The following is an 18,341-nucleotide window of genomic DNA, read 5'->3' as shown; positions in this document are numbered from 1 at the left end:
GCCTCTTCGCGGCCGGTACAGGCTGCACCAGATTTACTGTGCTGCCGCAGTCGTGGCGTTACCGACCTTCGGCTGGCGATACAAATCCAGCAACACCTGGTCCAGCACCTGCGAAGCACCCCAGGGTTTTGGATCATTGAGAATGGCCGACACCGCCCAGGTATTGCCGTTGCTGTCACGGCTGAAGCCCGCGATGGCACGTACGGTGTTCAAGGTGCCGGTCTTGATATGCGCTTCACCGGTCATGGCCGTGCGCTTGAGGCGCTTGCGCATGGTGCCGTCCATGCCCACCAGCGGCATGGAACTGATGAATTCCGCTGCGTAAGGGCTGTTCCAGGCGGCCTGCAGCAGCGCTGCCATCTCGCGGGTGCTGACGCGTTCGGCACGCGACAGGCCCGAACCGTTTTCCATTACCAGGTGCGGCGCGGTAATGCCCTTTTTCGCCAGCCATTGACGCACCACGCGCTGGGCCGCACGGGCATCGTCGCCATCGGCATCGGTACGGAACTGCGCGCCAAGGCTCAGGAACAGCTGTTGAGCCATGGTGTTGTTACTGTATTTGTTGATGTCGCGGATCACTTCCACCAGGTCGGGCGAGAAGGCGCGTGCCAGCAGGCGAGCCCCCTTGGGCACGTTTTCGATGCGGTCACGACCCTGAATGCTGCCGCCCAGCTCGTTCCAGATGGCGCGCACGGCACCCGCCGCATAAGTCGGGTGGTCGAGCAGCGACAAATAAGTCTGCGAGTTGCAGCCATCGCCCAGCTGGCCGCTGACTACCACGCTGATGCCGTCGGGCTGAGGCACCGGGTTGTAGCGCACGTCGCCTTTGCACTGTTTGGAGGCCACGGCCTTGACCTGGTTGTCGATGCGGATGCTGGCGATCGGTGGCTCGACTGCGACGGTCACCTTGCCGCCATCGTTGCGGGCAACGAAACGCAGGGCCTTGAGATTGACCAGCAAGGAATCGGGTTTGACCAGAAACGGCTTGTTGACGTCACCGCCATCGTCGTTGAACTGCGGCAGGTTGGGCTGCACGAAGTGGCTGCGGTCCAGCACCAGGTCGCCGGTGATGGTCCGCACGCCATTGGCGCGCAGGTCGCGCATCAACAACCAGAGTTTCTCCATGTTCAGCTTCGGGTCGCCGCCACCCTTGAGGTACAGATTGCCGTTGAGCACGCCGTTACTCAGGGTGCCGTCGGTGTAGAACTCGGTTTTCCACTGGAAGGTCGGGCCGAGCAGTTCGAGGGCCGCATAGGTGGTAACCAGTTTCATGGTTGAGGCCGGGTTGACCGAAACATCGGCGTTGAACACGGTAGCAGTACCGGGACCATTGAGCGGCAGCATCACCAGCGACAGCGCGCTGTCTTGCAGTTTGTTGGCTTTCAGTGCCTGCTGCACCTTCGGTGGCAGCGTGGTGTTGACGGCAGCGGCCTGGATGGGCAGAGCGAGCGGCAACAGGAGGCCGGCGAGAACGAGAGGACGGAGCGCTTTGATCATCTGAGATTAATACCCTGCGGGCGAGGGGAAAAGATATTGGGGCTGTATGAAATGATGACCCCACGACGAAATATAGTGGGCATTATGCCCCAAGCGCAGCGTTCATGCGCCACGTTCGACGGAAAAGCGCCGTTGCGGCGCGGAAACTGGTAAAGTGCCGCGCGTAATTACTCAAGAGGATTGTTTCATGGCTACCAACCGTTCCCGTCGTCTGCGCAAGAAGCTGTGCGTGGATGAATTCCAGGAGCTGGGTTTCGAACTGAACCTGGGTTTCAAGGAAGACCTGTCTGACGAAGCCATCGATGCCTTCCTCGACGCCTTCCTGGCAGAAGCCATGGATGCCAATGGCCTGGACTACGTCGGCGGTGACGACTTCGGTCTGGTCTGCAAAGCTGAGCGTGGCTCGGTCACAGAAGAGCAGCGCGCCGCTGTCGAAGCCTGGCTCAAGGGCCGCAGCGAGCTGACTACTATCGAAGTCAGCCCACTGCTGGATGCCTGGTATCCGGAAAAGCCGATCAACTCGGCTTCCTGATGCGTGTGTGAAGCGGTCGCCCGAATGGGCGCCGCTTCATCGAGCTTTGGCCAGCTCCTTTGCCAGGCCTTTCTCCACGCGGCGCATATGCCGCGCCAATATCTGCCTGCGCAGCTTCAGCTGTGAGGTGGGCAAGCTGTTTTCCTCCAGGGCCGCACAGGCCGCCATCATGTTCCGTGCTTCCAGCATCCGCGCCGCGCTGAGGATCTTGTGTGCCTGTTCGCTGATCGCCGCTGCGTCGTTGACGGGATCCAGACGCATGAGCTCCGCCATGTCGTGTTGCAGGCTCAGGTGCACGGTACTCAAAAAGCGCTGATGGTCTTCGGGGTTGTCGCCAACTATACCGTGCAGACCTTTGAGGTCGAACGCCGTGCTTGTATTGTCCGGTCTCTGTTGTGGTGCGATGCCGGCCAAGCGCAAGCTGAGCGTTCGCAGGGTGATGGGTTTGAGCAGGCAATCGTCCATGCCGACACTCAAGCACTTTTGCCTGACTTCGGGCTGCGCATTGGCGGTATAACCCAGGATGATGCAGCGAGAGTGCTGGTGCTGGCGTTCTTCGGCACGTATTGCGGCGGCGAGCTGGTAACCATTCATATGTGGCATGTTGCAGTCGAGGACAATCACGTCAAAATCGCCGTCACGCCATTTTTCCAAGCCTTCGCGGCCTTCGCTGGCGCTGGTGTGACGTAGGCCAAGGTAGCTCAGTTGTTGCGCCATCAACAACAGGTTGGCGGGGTGATCGTCTACCACCAGTACGTTTAGCCGTGGGTCGGGCACTTCGATGTCATCTTCTTCCAGCGCAGGCGGCGGCAGGGTGTCGACACGGTGCAACGGCATTACCAGGCGAACCTGAGTGCCAAAATCTGGCAGGCTCTTGATGCTGAGGTTGCCCCCCATCATTTCACACAGGTTGCGGCAGATCGCCAGGCCCAACCCCGTGCCCGCGCGTGCCTCCTGGCTGTGCGGGTTGACCTGTACGAAGGGGTTGAACAGGCGCTGCAAGTCATCGTCGTGGATGCCGATGCCGCTGTCGCGCACTTCAAGTTCCAGTGAGGTCGGTGCGCCAGTGCGCTGGTCACTCAGTCCGAGGCTGATGCGTACGTAGCCGTGTTCGGTGAACTTGATGGCATTACTGATCAAGTTGGACAGGATCTGCTTGAAGCGCAGCGGGTCGAGGAGTGCGTGACAGCGAGTATTTGGGGCGACGATGACCTCCAGCGTCAGACCTTTCTGCCGCGCTTGGCCATCGAACACGCGACCCACCGATTCAACCAGCGCTGCCAGCTCCACCGGCTCAGGTGCAAGGGAGAGGTGGCCGGATTCGATGCGCACGATGTCCAGGATGTCACCGATCAGGCCTAGCAGATCTTTGGCCGAGTGGTGCGCGACCTGCAGCGAGGCGCGGTCAATCTGCCCCTGGTTGGCGCGTTTGACTGCCAGTTCCAGCATGCCGATCACGGCATTCATCGGGGTGCGGATTTCGTGGCTGATGGTCGCCAGAAAGGTGCTTTTGGCACGGTTGGCATCGTCGGCGAGTTGTTTCGCCTCGCGCAGCTCCTGTACCAGCTTGCGGCGCTCGCTGATGTCGATCCAGCCACCGATGATTCCCTGGACTTCACCCAATGAGTCACGGTACGGCAGGATCCAGTGATAGATGGTGATCTCGCGTTCCTTGAGCCGCAGGGGGCGATCAATGATCAGCGGAGTGCCAGCGGCGATTACCTGCAGGTAGTCGGCGTGGATCTGTCGGGTGTGTTCTTCGGCACAGAACAAGCTTTCTCCCAGGCGTTTGCCGAGCACTTCGTCAAGGTTTGCTTGCACCGCTTCCAGGTAGCTGTCATTGCAACTTTGCAGGCACCCCTCGCGGTCACGCACGTACATTGGGTGCGGAGTACCATTGAGCAGCGCGCCCATGAATTCCAGCTGATCGTTCAAGGCGCGCTCGGCGCGCTGGCGTTGTTTGATCTGGCGCCGCAAGCGAGCGTTCCACAGCAGCGCCAGCAGCAACAGCATGCCGGTCCCCAGCAACACCTGCAGGATCAGGCGCCGAACGCCTTGCCAATTGCCGTCATCATGAGTGCTGTAGTCCCGCCAACGATTGTTTATCACCCCCATTTCTTCCGGGGAGATACTCAGCAGTGCCTTGTCGAGAATCGAGTCCAGCTCTGTCGCCTGTTCGGTCGTGGCCATGGCGAAGCGGGCAGGTTCACTGCCGATCGTGCTGCGAATGACCAGATTGGTATTGCCGTCCAGTGCGTGGCTGGCATCGATCAACGTGGTGATCACCGCGTCCACCGCACCGCTGCTCAACAGGGCCATGGAGTAGTAAGGACTTTCGGTTTCGATCCACCCTGTCTGCGGATAATGGGTTGCCAGCATTTTGGCCATGGCACTGTAGCGGGTAATGGCAATACGTCGGCCACGTAGCTTGTCCAGCGAGGTGTATTGTGCGTTTTCGCTGCGGGTCACCAGCACGTACGCGCTTTCGAGGTACGGGCGGCTGATGTGCAGGCCCTCGTCGTTCATTTCGTCGACCGCCAATGCCGCGATCATGTTGACTCGGCCGCTTTCCAGCCGGTTGATCATATCGGCGATGCCGTTGGCTCGCTGTGCCTCGAAGCGCAGGCCGGTGCGCAGGCGGATCAGTTCTAGCAGATCGGCGGTTATCCCGCGGTAATGGCCATTGGAGTCGAAGTAAGAGAGCGGCGCAGCGGTCTCATCTACGGCTACCTGCATGATGGGGTGGCTGCTCAGCCACGCCTCTTCCGCCGGGGTCAGTTGCAGTTTGCGATCAGTCAGCAACAGGTCACCGCCTGCGCTCCAGCGTTTGAAAATGCTGGTGCGCACAGCGGCTGGCTGTTGGTCGAGGGTGGCGTTGACCAGTGCTCTTAAATGAATGTCCTGCGCGCGCATGGCAAAGCTGAAACCGACGGTTTCATGCTTGCCGAAGCTGGCCATCCGCAGGCGCGGCAGGTGGCCGCGATTGAGTTGGTAGTGGGTCGAGATAGTATCGCCGATGAATACGTCGGCTTGGCCAAAGGCCACGGCATTCAGGGCCTGGGTGGAGGAGCCGAAGGCCAGCAATTGGGCCTTGGGATACTCAGTGCTGACTTCCTGCGTGGGCAGGTAGTGGTACAGCATGCCCAGGCGCATACCATCCAGGCCCTGATTCAGCGCACGGGTTTCATCCTCACGGGTCACCAGCACCGGCTGATCGACCGTGTACGGGTGCGAGAGCGCCAGGCCTTCCGTCGAGGCTTCATAGCCGTTGGCGCTACCGAGCAGGTCGATCTCGCCCCGCTTGAGCGCCTGCAGCGCCGATTGCCGGCTGGCGTAGCGAAGCACCCTCACCGGCAGCTCCAGGGATTTGCCGATCAGGTTGGCATACTCTGCGGTGATACCCTGGTAGTCGCGCCCGCCACTGGTGATGTCGAAAGGAGGATAGTCCGGTGCAGACGTGCCCAGGGTCAGCTGCTTGCGATCTTGCAGCCATTGCCGCTGGGGCGCCGAAAGTTGCGGTTGCAAGGGGGGCGTGGATGAGCGCGCCAGCAGGGCATAGGGTTTGGCTTCAGGTTCGGACGCTTGTATGCCTAAGCTGGTTAAGGCCAGCATGAGGCCCAGGCTAGCAATTGATCGCGCCATTGCAAGCCTCAAACCAGCGCGTTGCGTTTGGCCATTTCGATTAGATCGACCAAGGTATCGACCTGAAGTTTTTGCATCAGGCGCTTTTTGTAAGTGCTGACAGTCTTGTTGCTCAGGAACATACCTTTAGCAATTTCCTTGTTGCTGCGCCCCTGGGCGAAAAGTTGCAATACCATCAATTCTCGATCATTGACCTGGCGGAAAAGTCTAAGGTCGGTGTCCGCGTTTTCGAGGCCGTTATGGATAGCCTGGCTGGGGAAATAGTTGTATCCGGCAAGTACGGCCTTGATCGCGCTGAGCAGCTCGCTGAGGTCCTCCTGTTTGCACACGTAGCCGGCAGCGCCTGAGTGCATACAGCGCACGGCGAACAGCGCAGGCGACTGCGCGGTAAGGATCAGTACCTTCAGTGGCAGGGACATTGCTTGCAGGCGGGCCAGGACTTCCAGGCCATCCAGCTTGGGAATGCTGATATCGAGAATCACGAGGTCGGGGAGGGTTTCGCGGATCATCTGCATGGCGTCCACGCCATTGTCCGATTCGCCCACGACTTTATAGTTCTGATTTTCAAGCAGCATACGGACTGCCAGGCGGATGACCGGATGATCATCGACAATAAATACGGAATGCATGTTCAACTTCCCTGCGGCGGATGACGAGGCAGGATGCACCTTAACTCAGTTGTACTCGGTCTGGGGTATGAGGAGTGGCGATTAAACGTTTATGGGAAATGGCTTACAAAGGAACGCACCAAGGGCTACGAAATGTAATTGTTTAACTCTTCGTCAATAGAGATTTGGTAACTATTTATTTGTATCTGGTGGGCATGTTTAAAGTTGTTTCGTATTTGTAGGAAATTTCTTTCAAGAAGCGCTGTTACCAACCCGAAGTGCAGGCAACAGCGCTGGAGGTCAGGTGGGGCTGGAGCGCCCGGTCATCTCGCGAGCCATCTCGCTGGCATAGCTGTCGGTCATCCCGGCGATGAAGTCGATCATGCGCAAGAAGGCTTTGTGCAGTGAATCCTCTGGATGCGGCGCGTTATTGCCGATCAGGTCGAGCACGCGGCGGCTTTTGAATGACGGGGTGCGTCCGCCATGTTGCTCCAGCGCGGCGGCGCAGAAGGTGTTGAGGAGGATCTCCAGGGTGGTGTAGGCGCCAATTTCGTGTAGTGTCTTGCGCTTGTCCTGAAAAATCTTGTTGCGAGCCATGTCCTTGGCCTGCAGCACGCAGCGCTTGGCCGGGCCGTGCATGTGCTCGACCAGGTCGCCACTCAACTGTCCGGCGAGCAGGGACTGTTGCTGCTCGACGAAAGCCTGGGCGGCGGCATTGGTCAGATGCTCGATGGCCTTGCCGCGCAAAATGGCCAGCTTGCGCCGGCGGGAGTCTGAAGGGCCGAGCTGGCGATAGGTTTCGGGCAGGTCATCGCCCACCAGATCAAGCAGCAACGCCTCCACTTCGACGTAGTCCAGCAAGTCCATTTCCAGGCCGTCTTCAAGGTCGATCAGCCCGTAGCAGATGTCATCGGCGGCTTCCATCAGGTAGACCAGGGGATGACGCGCCCAACGCTGCTGCTCAAGCAATGGCAGGCCGAGCTTTTGGGCGATCTGCTCAAGCAGCGGCAGTTCGCTCTGGTAGCAGCCGAACTTGTGCTTCTTGTAGCCCAGGGCATCGGCATGCCGGGCAGTCCATGGGTATTTCAGGTAAGTACCCAGGGTGGCGTAGGTCAGCCGCGTACCACCGTCGAACTGGTGATACTCAAGCTGGGTGAGTACGCGAAAACCTTGGGCGTTGCCTTCGAAGTTGAGAAAGTCGGCGCGCTCGTCGTCACTCATGTCATCCAGCCAGCCGCGCCCTGCAGCCTGCTGAAACCAGTGGCGGATGGCGTCTTCACCGGAGTGGCCGAAAGGTGGATTGCCGATGTCGTGGGCGAGGCAGGCGGACTGCACGACCATGCCCAGGTCACTGGGGGCGCACCAGTCGGGCAAGCTATCGCGCAGGGTTTCGCCGACGCGCATGCCCAATGAGCGGCCAACGCAGCTGACTTCAAGGGAGTGGGTCAGGCGGGTGTGGATATGATCGTTGCTCGATACCGGGTGGACCTGAGTCTTACGCCCCAGGCGCCGGAACGCGCCTGAGAAGATGATCCGGTCGTGGTCCTTGTGGAAGGGGCTGCGCCCCAGTTCCTCGGGGCTGTACAGGGCTTTGCCCAGGCGCTCGCGGGTGAGCAGGGTGTGCCAGTCCAAGGCGCGGTCTCCTGTCGATCGAAGGGCGTAGCTTCACGCGTCGGCGAGCGCTGTGCAAGTGGCGAATCGGCACCGCCTGTTTCCGGGGTAGTACACCTAAGGGCGTCGCCCGCCCTGCAGGTACAGCTTCACCAGTGGCAGCAGGCTGCTGCCTAGGCGTACCAAGCGCGACAGGTTACCGCTGCGCACACCTTTGCCGGTCAGGAAACCTAGCGCCACCACCGCGCCAATTCCCCACAGGGGTGCGTGTTTGATGCCCAGGCCATCCTGCAGCGAGCCGCCGACACCGCGCAGGCGGTGCAGGGGTTCGAGCATCTGCCCTGATTCGACGCGGATCTGCTGGCGGTGCATCTCCATGCGCAGGCGCAGCAGGGCCTTGCGTAGTTCCCTTGGGTTACGGGTATTCGGTAGTTCAGGCAGGTTCATGGCAACAGGCGCTCCCGGTCCTTGGCAAGTTCTTCGAGGGTGGCGCCGAACGGTGACGACTCATCGAACACGGCGGCTTTGAGTCGTAGCCCACAGTAGAGTGCGGCGATCCCGTAGAACACACACAGGCCGATGATGCCGGCCAAACGATAGCTGTCCCACAGCAGCACCAGCAGCAGCCCCGACAGCGCTGTCAGTAGCAATAGCGCAAAGACCAATGCCAGGCCGGCGAACAACAACAGGCTCAGGGTTCGGCCCTTCTGCTCCTGCAGTTCTATACCGAACAGTTCGATATGGCTGTGCAGCAGCCCAAGCACGGCGGCGCCCAGGCGCCTGCCCGAGGCGCCGGTGCCCATGGCGTCATTTTCCATGGGAGCTCCTCAGCGCCGGTTGGCCAAGAGGCCGATCAGCAAGCCCACGCCTGCGGCAATACCCACCGCTTGCCAAGGGTTTTGCTGAACGTAGTGCTCGGCACTGCCAAGGGCGGCTTGGCCGCGTTCGCGGACTGAGTCCTGGGTCAGTTGCAGGGTTTCCCGGGCCTGGGTCAGTCGGTCGTGGATCTGCTCGCGCAGCTCATCGGCCTGATCGCCTGCCAGGTTGGCGGTGTCGGCCAGGAGTTTCTCGGTGTCACGGACCAAGGCCTGGAAGTCAGCCATCAATATCTCTTGTGCAGTCTTTGCCGATTTGCTGGCCATGGTGCTCTCCCTGTGTAGGTGTGTAGGTATATCGAGTTGTCCGATGCGCGGAAGGTTCACTGCGCTTGCTGGTATGGGCCTTGCTAACGAAGGTTGCCACAACGCGGGGCGTAGACCGGAGCGTTGCGCCAATTTCGGGCGCCGACCCCGGCGGATACCGTTAAACCTTAACCCAATCCACGACAAACCCAAGAAAACCATGCAGGCTTCGCCCGGTTGGCCGCAACGGGGCAGTAGGTTGGCACCGATTCGGTGCAGGGATGCGGGTTCTTGAACTGTCCTGGTGCCTTTTTCAGCAGGTCTGCCTTTTTCATGGAAAACATGCACAGCGCGATGGACTCTCTAGTCCACGGTTCCAACACCCTGTTCATCCTCATGGGCGCCATTCTGGTGCTGGCCATGCACGCGGGTTTCGCGTTTCTCGAAGTGGGGACCGTACGCCACAAGAACCAGGTCAACGCCTTGTCGAAAATCCTCAGCGATTTCGCCGTTTCTGCCCTGGTGTACTTCTTCATCGGTTACTGGATCGCCTACGGTGTGAGCTTTCTGCACCCGGCGTCAGAACTTGCCGCCGACCACGGCTATGCGCTGGTCAAGTGCTTCTTCCTGCTGACCTTTGCCGCAGCAATCCCGGCGATCATCTCCGGCGGCATCGCCGAGCGTGCGCGGTTCGTGCCTCAGTTGTGCGCCACGGCGTTGATCGTGGCGTTCATCTACCCCTTCTTCGAAGGCGTGGTGTGGAATGGCAACTTCGGCGTTCAGGACTGGTTGAATGCCCGCTTCGGCGCGCCGTTCCATGACTTTGCCGGCTCCGTGGTGGTGCACGCCATGGGCGGCTGGTTGGCGCTGGCTGCGGTGCTGCTGTTGGGCGCGCGGCGCGGGCGTTATCGGGACGGTCGACTGGTGGCGTTCGCGCCGTCGAGCATTCCTTTCCTGGCGTTGGGGTCCTGGATCCTCATCATCGGCTGGTTCGGCTTCAACGTCATGAGTGCGCAGACCTTGCAGGGCGTCAGCGGGCTGGTGGCGATAAACTCACTGATGGCCATGGTCGGCGGCACCCTGGCGGCGTTGCTGGCCGGGCGCAACGACCCTGGCTTCCTGCACAACGGGCCACTGGCGGGATTGGTGGCGATTTGTGCCGGCTCCGACCTGATGCACCCAATTGGCGCGCTGGCTACGGGCCTTGTGGCCGGTGTGCTGTTCGTCTGGAGCTTTACCGCCGCGCAGAATCGCTGGAAGGTCGATGATGTGCTGGGTGTCTGGCCGCTGCACGGACTCTGTGGGGTGTGGGGCGGGATTGCCTGCGGCATCTTTGGCCAGGCGGCTCTGGGTGGCATGGGTGGGGTCAGCCTGGTCAGCCAGCTGATCGGCAGCCTGGCGGGGGTGATCGTCGCGCTGCTCGGTGGTTTTGCCGTGTATGGCGTGATCAGGGCGGTGCATGGCCTGCGCCTGAGCCACGAGCAGGAATTCCAGGGCGCCGACTTGTCGATCCACCGCATCGGCGCTACCAGCCAGGATTGAGCGAGGCCAGGTGCAGAGGGGGCGGTTGCGACCTAGAATAGGCTTCTCATCCACGCCAAACCGAGTCCCGCCCCATGCTGCCTGAATGCCAACTCTTCGGCACTCTCGGGTGCCACTTGTGCGAAGTGGCCGAAGCCGTACTGATGCCTTTCGTTGACCATGGTTTGCTGGTCGAACTGGTCGATATCGCCGACAGCGAAGCACTGTTTGAACGCTATGGCTTGATCATCCCGGTACTGCGGCGTTGTGACAATTCAGCCGAACTGCATTGGCCGTTCGATGCCGAGCAAGTGGTGGCCTTCCTCACCTAGAATTGACGGCGAGGTGATCATCTTCGTATGCTGTATATAAATACAGTATCGAGGTAAGCCCATGCTCAACGTCGAGCAACTCAAGTACAGCGTCAACCGCATGCCGGTCGAGCGGGTGTGTGACGCCGTGCTGGAACTGCGCCTCGAAGGCCTGGTCACCGATGACCGCACGCCGTTCGGCAAGGTCCATTTCAATACCTGCTTCGCCGAGATCGAAGCCTTGTTCCAGCGCGCCGGTTACCACCGCGGGTTGGACGTGGTGGGTTATCAAGGCCTGCTGTACGCACTGTACGATCCCGCCCGCTGGGAGCCGGTGCAGGTGTTGCGCTGGTTGAAGGCGCGCAGCGAAGGTGCGGTGCAGGCTGGTTGAGTGAGCGGGCTTGGGGGATAATGCGCGGCCCTGCCTGTGCCGAGCCTCGCCATGACCACGCCTTTCGACCCCGCCCGCCAGCAAGCCAGCACGGTTTGCCTGCCACCTGGCAACTGGGCAACGGTGCTCGACTGCCTGTGCGACCATTTCAAGGCGATCGAGCGTGAACAATGGCTGGACCGTTTTGCCCGCGGCCGCGTGCTCGACGCACAAGGCCAGCCAGTCGCCGCCGACCTTCCTTACCGCCGTGGCATGCGCCTGCATTATTTTCGTGAAGTGCCCAACGAGCGGCCGATCCCGGTGGAGGAGACCATCCTGCATGTGGATGAGCATCTTGTGGTGGCGGACAAACCGCATTTCCTGCCGGTGACGCCGACGGGCGAGTACGTCGAGCACACCTTGCTGCGCCGGCTCATCCGTCGCCTGGATAATCCGCACCTGGTGCCGCTGCACCGCATCGACCGGCACACCGCTGGGCTGGTGCTGTTTTCTTCCAACCCGCAAACCCGCAGCGCCTACCAGCGGCTGTTCCCCGAGCGGCGCATCGACAAGCGCTACCAGGCGATCGCCGCCGCCTTGCCGCAGCATAACTTTCCGCTGGTGCACAAAAGCCGCCTGGTGCATGGCGAGCCGTTTTTCCGCATGCACGAGGTGCCAGGGGAGGACAACAGCGAAACCCTGGCCGAGGTATTGGAGAAAAATGGCGAGCTGTGGCGTTATGGGCTTTCGCCGGTCACCGGCAAGACGCATCAGCTACGGGTGCACATGGCGGCGCTGGGGGCAGGGATCTGCAATGACCCGTTCTACCCCGAGTTGCGCCAGGTAGAAGATGATTACCAGCAGCCGCTGAAACTGCTGGCGCACAGTTTGCGCTTTGCCGATCCGTTGACGGGCGAGGAACGCTACTTCGAGAGCCGCCTGACGCTGGAGTGGTAGGGCGCGCGAGGCGCCCCCTGCATCAACGGTTGAACCGCTCCACCAGCGAGTACTGGCCACCGGCTGTGGTGGTCAGTTCTTCGCTGAGCAACGCCGAGTGCTGCGCCTGTTCGGCGGTTTCGTCGGCCAACGTGGCGATGGTGCTGATGTTGCGGCTGATCTCGTCGGCCACGGCGGTCTGCTCTTCGGTGGCTGCGGCGATCTGGGTCGCCATGTCGGTGATGTTGGCCACCGCCTCGCTGATCCCGACCAGCGCCTGATCCGCCTGCATCACCCGCTCGACGCCTTCCTGGGCCTGGCGATGGCCGGTTTCCATGGTCAGCACGGCGTTGTTGGCGGTTTGTTGCAGCTTGGCGATCAGGCCATGGATCTGCCCGGTGGACTCGGCGGTACGCTGGGCTAACTGGCGGACTTCATCGGCAACCACGGCAAAACCACGGCCCATCTCGCCCGCGCGGGCCGCTTCGATGGCGGCGTTCAGCGCCAGCAGGTTGGTCTGGTCGGCAATGCCTTTGATCACATCGACCACGCCACCGATCTCGTCGCTGTCCTTGGCCAGCTGCGTGACGGTCTCGCCGGTTTCGCCCACTGCAGTAGACAGGCGCTCGATGGCGTCGCGGGTTTCCCCGGCGATCTGCCGGCCTTGGCTGGTCAGGCGATTGGCCTCCTGAGTAGCGTCGGCGGTGCGCTGCACGTGGTTGGCCACTTCCTGGGTGGTGGCGGCCATCTGGTTGACGGCGGCGGCGACCTGTTCGGTCTCGACCCGCTGGCGCTCCAGGCCCGAAGAGCTCTTGTGGGCCAGTGCATCGGACTGACGCGCTTGCTCGCTGAGGTGCTCGGCGCTGTCCTGCAGGCGAGTCAGGCACGTCTTCATGCGTGCATCCTGGCTGAGCATGGCCATTTCCAGGCGCGCCTGCACGCCGCGACTGTCGGTGTACATCTGCGCGATCAGTGGGTCGGAGGTGGTCTGTTCGGCCAGGCGCAGCAGGCGCTTCAGGCCACGTTGCTGCCAGCCCAGGCCAAGCAGGCCGAGCGGCACCGACAGGCCGGCAGCCAGGGCGAAGCCCCAGGAATGGCCGAGCCAGTTACCGATCAGGAAACCGACCTGGCTGACCAGGATGAACGGCAGCCAGTCCTGCAGCACCGGCAGCCACTGATCACGGCGCGGGATGGCGGTCTTGCCCTGGTTGATGCGTTGGTACAGCGCTTCGGCGCGGCGAATCTGCTCGGCGGTAGGCTTGACCCGCACCGACTCGAAACCCGTGACCTGGTTGTTGTCGAAGATCGGCGTGACATAGGCGTTGACCCAGTAGTGGTCGCCCGACTTGCAACGATTCTTGACGATGCCCATCCACGGCTGGCCTTGCTTGAGGGTCTGCCACATATGGGCGAAGACCGCCGCTGGCACATCAGGGTGGCGCACCAGGTTGTGCGCCGCGCCAATCAGCTCCTCGCGCGCGAACCCGCTGATCTCCACGAATGCATCGTTGCAGTAGGTGATCACGCCTTTGGCATTGGTGGTCGAGATCAACCGTTGTTGGGCTGGGAAAGTCCGTTCCCGTTGAGTGATCGGCTGGTTGTTACGCATGGCTGAGTAATCCGCAAGGCTTTCGACCTTTATCGGCAAGTCAGCGTTTTTGTTGAATGAATATTTAAGTTAGTCGAGGGGCGCAGAGCACCCCTCGGTTACCTGAAGTCAGCTGGCAATCAACTGCCGCAGTACATAATGCAGAATCCCGCCTGCCTTGAAGTATTCCACTTCGTTGAGGGTATCGATTCGGCACAGCACTTCGATGTCCAACTGCTGCCCATCTGCTCGGGTGATGCGCAGGGGCAGGCTCATGCCTGGTTTCAGCTGTACGCCAGCCAGCCCCAGCACGTCGATCCGCTCGTTGCCGGTAAGCCCAAGCTGCTTGCGGTCTTGCCCCGCCTTGAACTGCAATGGCAATACACCCATTCCCACCAGGTTGGAACGGTGGATGCGCTCGAAACTCTCGGCTAGCACGGCCTTGACCCCCAGCAGGTTGGTGCCTTTGGCTGCCCAGTCGCGGCTGGAGCCGGTGCCATATTCCTGGCCGGCGATCACCACCAGCGGCGTACCATCGGCCTGGTAACGCATGGCCGCGTCGTAGATCGACAGCTTCTCGCCCGTTGGCGCGTACAGCGTGTTGCCGCCTTCTTCGCCGCCCAGCATCTCGTTGCGGATGCGGATATTGGCGAAGGTGCCGCGCATCATCACCTCGTGGTTGCCGCGCCGGGACCCATAGGAGTTGAAGTCTCGCGGCTCTACCCCCTTGTCGCGCAGGTAGCGGCCCGCAGGGCTGTCGGCCTTGATGTTGCCCGCCGGAGAAATGTGGTCGGTGGTCACTGAGTCGCCAAGCAGGGCCAGAATGCGCGCTCCCTGGATGTTTTCGATAACAGGCAGCGGCCCGCCGATGCCGTCGAAGAACGGTGGGTGCTGGATATAGGTGGAATCGTCCTGCCACACGTAGGTGGCCGCCTGCGGCACTTCGATTGCCTGCCACTGGGCGTCACCGGCGAACACTTCGGCATACTCCTTGTGGAACATAGCCGTGTCGACCTTGGCCACGGCATCGGCAATTTCCTGCTGGGTGGGCCAGATGTCACGCAGGTACACCGGTTGGCCGTCCTTGCCGGTGCCCAGTGAATCACGGGTCAGGTCCACGCGCACGCTGCCGGCAAGCGCGTAGGCCACCACCAGCGGTGGCGAGGCCAGCCAGTTGGTCTTGACCAATGGGTGCACGCGGCCTTCGAAGTTGCGGTTGCCGGACAGCACCGAGGCAACCGTCAGGTCGGCGCTGCCGATGGCTTTTTCGATGGCTTCGTCCAGCGGGCCGGAGTTGCCGATGCAGGTGGTGCAGCCATAGCCGACCAGGTCGAAGCCAAGCTGGTCGAGGTAGGGGGTGAGGCCTGCGGCGTTGTAATAGTCGGTGACCACCTTGGAGCCAGGCGCCAGCGAGCTCTTGACCCACGGCTTGCGCTGCAGCCCCTTTTCCAAGGCTTTTTTCGCCACCAACCCCGCCGCCATCATCACGCTGGGGTTGGAGGTGTTGGTGCAGGAGGTGATTGCGGCGATCACTACCGCGCCATGGCGTAGGGTGTGGGTCTGGCCCTCATGGCTGTAGTCGATTTCGCCGGCCTGGTCGGCATTACCCACCGCCACGCCACCGCCGCCTTCGCTTTCCAGGCGGCCAACTTCCTTGGCCAGTACCTTGGGCTGCTGTTCTATGAAGTGGTTGAAAGCCTGGTTGACCTGGCCCAACGCGACCCGGTCCTGGGGTCGCTTGGGTCCGGCGAGGCTGGCCTCGACGTCGCCCATGTCCAGGGCGAGGGCATCGCTGAACAGCGGTTCCTGCCCTGGCAGGCGCCACATGCCCTGGGCCTTGCAGTACTGTTCGACCAGCTCCACGGTTTGCGCCGGCCGGCCCGACAGGCGCAGGTAGTCGAGGGTGACTTCATCGACCGGGAAGAAGCCACAGGTGGCGCCATACTCCGGCGCCATGTTGGCGATGGTGGCGCGGTCGGCCAGGGGCAGGTCAGCCAGGCCATCGCCGTAGAATTCGACGAATTTGCCGACCACGCCTTTCTTGCGCAGCATTTGCGTGACGGTCAGCACCAGGTCGGTGGCGGTGATGCCTTCGCGCAATTTGCCGGTCAGCTTGAAGCCAATCACTTCCGGGATCAGCATCGACACCGGCTGGCCAAGCATGGCCGCCTCCGCCTCGATGCCGCCGACGCCCCAGCCAAGCACGCCCAGGCCGTTGATCATGGTGGTGTGCGAGTCGGTGCCGACCAGGGTGTCGGGGAAGGCGTAGGTGCGCCCGTCGGCCTCACGGGTCCAGACGGTGCGGCCGAGGTATTCCAGGTTGACCTGGTGGCAGATGCCGGTCCCCGGTGGTACCACGCGGAAGTTGTCGAAGGCGCTCTGGCCCCAGCGCAGGAAGGCGTAGCGTTCACCGTTGCGTTGCATCTCGATGTCGACGTTCTCGCCGAACGCCTGCGGTGTGGCGTAGCGGTCGACCATCACCGAGTGGTCGATCACCAGGTCCACGGGCGACAGGGGGTTGATCCGCTGCGGATCGCCACCGGCCTTGGCCATGGCCGCGCGCATGGCAGCAAGGTCGACGACCGCCGGCACGCCGGTGAAATCCTGCATCAGTACCCGCGCCGGGCGGTACTGGATCTCGCGATCGGAACGGCGCTCCTGCAGCCAGCTGGCGAGGGCGCGCAGGTCGTCTTCGGTGACGGTTTCGCCGTCCTCCCAGCGCAGCAGGTTCTCCAGCAGCACCTTGAGCGACATGGGCAGGCGCTGCAGGTCGCCGAGCTGGGCGGCGGCTTCGGTAAGGCTGAAGTAATGGTAGGTGTGGTCAGCCACCTTGAGGGTCTTGAGGGTGTTCAGGCTATCGAGCGAGGGCATTGCCAACTCCTTGTGCAGCGGGGCCCGGCATTCGCGGGTGAGGCCGGTGCCACCGCTGTGTTTCGGCCCGCACGGCACGGACCTGGCTGAAAGGTCAGGTTAGCCCTGTTTGGCACCCCTGACTCTTTTCTGGACCGGCGGGGCGTGTCGCAGGTTCCGAACTTCCTTTATCATCGCCGCCCTGCCGGCGCCCGTAGCGCGCCAGCCGTAGTGGAGTGAGAAATGAATACCCTGTTCATGCATTGCCGGCCCGGTTTCGAGGGCGAGGTCTGCGCCGAGATCAGCGAACACGCGGCCCACCTGGGCGTTGCCGGCTATGCCAAAGGCAAGCCGCAGAGCGCCTGCGCCGAGTTTGTCTGTGCCGACAGCGAGGGTGCGGAACAGTTGATGACGCAGCTGCGCTTCGCGCAATTGATCTTCCCGCGCCAGTGGGCGCGCGGCAGCTATATCGAATTGCCGGAAACCGACCGCATCAGCGTGCTGCTGGAACATCTGGCGGCGCTGCCGGTGTTCGGCAGCCTGTGGCTGGAAGTGCTCGACAGCAATGACGGCAAAGAGCTGTCGACCTTCTGCCGCAAATTCGAGGTGCCGTTGCGCAAGGCGCTGGAAAAGGCCGGGCGTCTGGTCGACAACGCCAGCCTGCCGCGCCTGCTGCTGACCTTCATCAGTGGCCGTCGGGTATTCCTTGGCGTTGCCGAGGCGAACAACAGCGCACTGTGGCCGATGGGCATCCCACGCCTGAAATTCCCACGCGAGGCTCCGAGCCGCTCGACCTTGAAACTTGAAGAAGCCTGGCACCAGTTCATCCCGCGCGAGCAGTGGGAGCAGCGCCTGGGCGATGACATGACCGGTGTCGACCTCGGAGCATCGCCAGGCGGTTGGACCTACCAGCTGGTGCGCCGCGGCATGCTGGTGACGGCCATCGACAACGGGCCGATGGCCGAGAGCCTGATGGACACTGGCCTGGTCCAACACCTGATGGCCGACGGATTTACCTGGCAGCCCAAGCAACCGGTGGACTGGATGGTCTGCGATATCGTCGAGAAACCGGCGCGCACCACCTCGCTGATCGAGACCTGGCTGGGTGAGGGGTTGTGCCGTGAGGCAGTGGTCAACCTGAAATTGCCGATGAAGCAGCGGTATGCCGAGGTGCGGCGGTTGCTGGACCGGATGGAGGCGACGTTCAAGGCGCGCAAGGTCAAGGTGTCGATTGCCTGCAAGCAGCTGTATCACGACCGTGAGGAAGTGACCTGTCATTTGCGCAGGTTGGACCTGAAGCCGCGTTGATACCTGGGGCCTCGGTGGGAGCGGCTTCAGCCGCGAACACCGGCAAGGCCGGTGCCATCCACGGCGTCGCTTGCTTCGCGGCTAAAGCCGCTCCCACAGGGTATGCAGCGTACTCTTGGTCCGCGCCACAGGATGCGCCACAATAGCGATCATTTGCGGAGCCCCCCATGACTGATTTCACCCCCGATGCCATCCTCGACGCCACCGGCCTGAACTGCCCGGAACCGGTCATGATGCTGCACACCCACGTGCGCAACCTGGCCGCCGGCGGCCTGCTCAAGGTCATCGCCACCGATCCCTCGACCCGTCGCGACATCCCCAAGTTCTGCAACTTCCTCGGCCATGAGCTGCTGGAACAGCAGGAAGAGGCGGGCACCTACCTGTACTGGATTCGCAAGAAAGCCGACTGATCCGCGCTGGATCGCGCCTGCCATAGCACCTACACT

General features: G+C 61.9%; 16 protein-coding genes. 7 read left to right on the top strand and 9 right to left on the bottom strand.

What is annotated here, in order from left to right; all coding sequences use genetic code 11:
- Positions 1-33: 33 nt before the first annotated feature.
- Positions 34-1,497, bottom strand: a complete 1,464-nt coding sequence (dacB, locus tag ACIQUF_RS15445; protein ID WP_403132853.1) for a D-alanyl-D-alanine carboxypeptidase/D-alanyl-D-alanine-endopeptidase — start codon at positions 1,495-1,497, stop codon at positions 34-36.
- A gap of 187 nt (positions 1,498-1,684) precedes the next feature.
- Here dacB and ACIQUF_RS15440 point away from each other — a divergent pair, with 187 nt between their 5' ends.
- The gene (locus tag ACIQUF_RS15440; RefSeq protein ID WP_403132852.1) at positions 1,685-2,029 is read left to right on the top strand and encodes a YggL family protein; all 345 of its coding nucleotides are present in this window, start codon (positions 1,685-1,687) and stop codon (positions 2,027-2,029) included.
- Positions 2,030-2,065: 36 nt separating this feature from the next.
- On the opposite strand, the gene ACIQUF_RS15435 is transcribed toward ACIQUF_RS15440, so the two are convergent.
- The 6 genes from ACIQUF_RS15435 to ACIQUF_RS15410 all read right to left on the bottom strand — a co-directional run bounded on the left by ACIQUF_RS15435 (position 2,066) and on the right by ACIQUF_RS15410 (position 9,032).
- On the bottom strand, positions 2,066-5,671 hold the full coding sequence (locus tag ACIQUF_RS15435) for a transporter substrate-binding domain-containing protein (RefSeq protein WP_403132850.1): 3,606 nt from the start codon (positions 5,669-5,671) through the stop codon (positions 2,066-2,068).
- Between the two features lie 8 nt (positions 5,672-5,679).
- Positions 5,680-6,300 (bottom strand): response regulator, encoded by a 621-nt coding sequence (locus ACIQUF_RS15430; protein ID WP_403133553.1) that lies wholly within the window; start codon positions 6,298-6,300, stop codon positions 5,680-5,682.
- 279 nt (positions 6,301-6,579) lie between these two features.
- Complete coding sequence (locus tag ACIQUF_RS15425) at positions 6,580-7,911, bottom strand: deoxyguanosinetriphosphate triphosphohydrolase (protein ID WP_403132848.1); 1,332 nt, start codon at positions 7,909-7,911, stop codon at positions 6,580-6,582.
- A gap of 96 nt (positions 7,912-8,007) precedes the next feature.
- Positions 8,008-8,337, bottom strand: a complete 330-nt coding sequence (locus ACIQUF_RS15420) for a hypothetical protein (RefSeq protein WP_400799309.1) — start codon at positions 8,335-8,337, stop codon at positions 8,008-8,010.
- A complete protein-coding gene (locus ACIQUF_RS15415; protein WP_403132846.1) occupies positions 8,334-8,708 on the bottom strand; it encodes a phage holin family protein in 375 nt (124 codons plus the stop codon). Before ACIQUF_RS15415 ends, ACIQUF_RS15420 begins: the two co-directional genes overlap by 4 nt.
- Before the next feature lie 9 nt (positions 8,709-8,717).
- Positions 8,718-9,032, bottom strand: a complete 315-nt coding sequence (locus tag ACIQUF_RS15410) for a YqjD family protein (protein WP_403132844.1) — start codon at positions 9,030-9,032, stop codon at positions 8,718-8,720.
- A gap of 312 nt (positions 9,033-9,344) precedes the next feature.
- Between ACIQUF_RS15410 and ACIQUF_RS15405 the strand changes: the two genes are divergently transcribed.
- From ACIQUF_RS15405 to ACIQUF_RS15390, 4 genes are all read left to right on the top strand, one after another.
- Positions 9,345-10,553, top strand: a complete 1,209-nt coding sequence (locus ACIQUF_RS15405) for an ammonium transporter (protein ID WP_403132842.1) — start codon at positions 9,345-9,347, stop codon at positions 10,551-10,553.
- Between the two features lie 74 nt (positions 10,554-10,627).
- Positions 10,628-10,864, top strand: a complete 237-nt coding sequence (locus tag ACIQUF_RS15400) for a glutaredoxin family protein (protein ID WP_403132840.1) — start codon at positions 10,628-10,630, stop codon at positions 10,862-10,864.
- A 61-nt stretch (positions 10,865-10,925) separates the two neighbouring features.
- The gene (locus ACIQUF_RS15395; protein ID WP_403132838.1) at positions 10,926-11,234 is read left to right on the top strand and encodes a transcriptional regulator; all 309 of its coding nucleotides are present in this window, start codon (positions 10,926-10,928) and stop codon (positions 11,232-11,234) included.
- 51 nt (positions 11,235-11,285) lie between these two features.
- On the top strand, positions 11,286-12,170 hold the full coding sequence (locus ACIQUF_RS15390; RefSeq protein ID WP_403132836.1) for a pseudouridine synthase: 885 nt from the start codon (positions 11,286-11,288) through the stop codon (positions 12,168-12,170).
- Positions 12,171-12,192: 22 nt separating this feature from the next.
- Here ACIQUF_RS15390 and ACIQUF_RS15385 read toward each other — a convergent pair whose 3' ends face one another.
- Together ACIQUF_RS15385 and acnA are read right to left on the bottom strand one after the other, a co-directional pair.
- Positions 12,193-13,758 (bottom strand): methyl-accepting chemotaxis protein, encoded by a 1,566-nt coding sequence (locus tag ACIQUF_RS15385; protein ID WP_403132833.1) that lies wholly within the window; start codon positions 13,756-13,758, stop codon positions 12,193-12,195.
- Positions 13,759-13,866: 108 nt separating this feature from the next.
- Complete coding sequence (gene acnA, locus ACIQUF_RS15380) at positions 13,867-16,608, bottom strand: aconitate hydratase AcnA (RefSeq protein WP_403132831.1); 2,742 nt, start codon at positions 16,606-16,608, stop codon at positions 13,867-13,869.
- 222 nt (positions 16,609-16,830) lie between these two features.
- Between acnA and rlmM the strand changes: the two genes are divergently transcribed.
- Positions 16,831-17,895, top strand: a complete 1,065-nt coding sequence (gene rlmM, locus ACIQUF_RS15375) for a 23S rRNA (cytidine(2498)-2'-O)-methyltransferase RlmM (RefSeq protein ID WP_403132829.1) — start codon at positions 16,831-16,833, stop codon at positions 17,893-17,895.
- A 167-nt stretch (positions 17,896-18,062) separates the two neighbouring features.
- Complete coding sequence (gene tusA / locus ACIQUF_RS15370) at positions 18,063-18,305, top strand: sulfurtransferase TusA (RefSeq protein ID WP_403132828.1); 243 nt, start codon at positions 18,063-18,065, stop codon at positions 18,303-18,305.
- Positions 18,306-18,341 lie beyond the last annotated feature (36 nt).

This window comes from Pseudomonas sp. NPDC090233, assembly GCF_044772285.1.
Lineage (GTDB): Bacteria > Pseudomonadota > Gammaproteobacteria > Pseudomonadales > Pseudomonadaceae > Aquipseudomonas.
This window is presented reverse-complemented; position numbering and strand designations above follow the sequence as displayed.

Excerpts from the sequence above, each read along its gene's own strand:
- ACIQUF_RS15405 (WP_403132842.1), top strand. The coding sequence starts at position 9,345 with ATGGAAAACATGCACAGCGCGATGGACTCTCTAGTCCACGGTTCCAAC.
- ACIQUF_RS15410 (WP_403132844.1), bottom strand. The coding sequence starts at position 9,032 with ATGGCCAGCAAATCGGCAAAGACTGCACAAGAGATATTGATGGCTGAC.
- tusA (WP_403132828.1), top strand. The coding sequence starts at position 18,063 with ATGACTGATTTCACCCCCGATGCCATCCTCGACGCCACCGGCCTGAAC.
- rlmM (WP_403132829.1), top strand. The coding sequence starts at position 16,831 with ATGAATACCCTGTTCATGCATTGCCGGCCCGGTTTCGAGGGCGAGGTC.
- ACIQUF_RS15435 (WP_403132850.1), bottom strand. The coding sequence starts at position 5,671 with ATGGCGCGATCAATTGCTAGCCTGGGCCTCATGCTGGCCTTAACCAGC.
- ACIQUF_RS15385 (WP_403132833.1), bottom strand. The coding sequence starts at position 13,758 with ATGCGTAACAACCAGCCGATCACTCAACGGGAACGGACTTTCCCAGCC.
- acnA (WP_403132831.1), bottom strand. The coding sequence starts at position 16,608 with ATGCCCTCGCTCGATAGCCTGAACACCCTCAAGACCCTCAAGGTGGCT.
- ACIQUF_RS15440 (WP_403132852.1), top strand. The coding sequence starts at position 1,685 with ATGGCTACCAACCGTTCCCGTCGTCTGCGCAAGAAGCTGTGCGTGGAT.
- ACIQUF_RS15415 (WP_403132846.1), bottom strand. The coding sequence starts at position 8,708 with ATGGAAAATGACGCCATGGGCACCGGCGCCTCGGGCAGGCGCCTGGGC.
- ACIQUF_RS15430 (WP_403133553.1), bottom strand. The coding sequence starts at position 6,300 with ATGCATTCCGTATTTATTGTCGATGATCATCCGGTCATCCGCCTGGCA.
- ACIQUF_RS15395 (WP_403132838.1), top strand. The coding sequence starts at position 10,926 with ATGCTCAACGTCGAGCAACTCAAGTACAGCGTCAACCGCATGCCGGTC.
- ACIQUF_RS15420 (WP_400799309.1), bottom strand. The coding sequence starts at position 8,337 with ATGAACCTGCCTGAACTACCGAATACCCGTAACCCAAGGGAACTACGC.
- ACIQUF_RS15390 (WP_403132836.1), top strand. The coding sequence starts at position 11,286 with ATGACCACGCCTTTCGACCCCGCCCGCCAGCAAGCCAGCACGGTTTGC.
- dacB (WP_403132853.1), bottom strand. The coding sequence starts at position 1,497 with ATGATCAAAGCGCTCCGTCCTCTCGTTCTCGCCGGCCTCCTGTTGCCG.
- ACIQUF_RS15400 (WP_403132840.1), top strand. The coding sequence starts at position 10,628 with ATGCTGCCTGAATGCCAACTCTTCGGCACTCTCGGGTGCCACTTGTGC.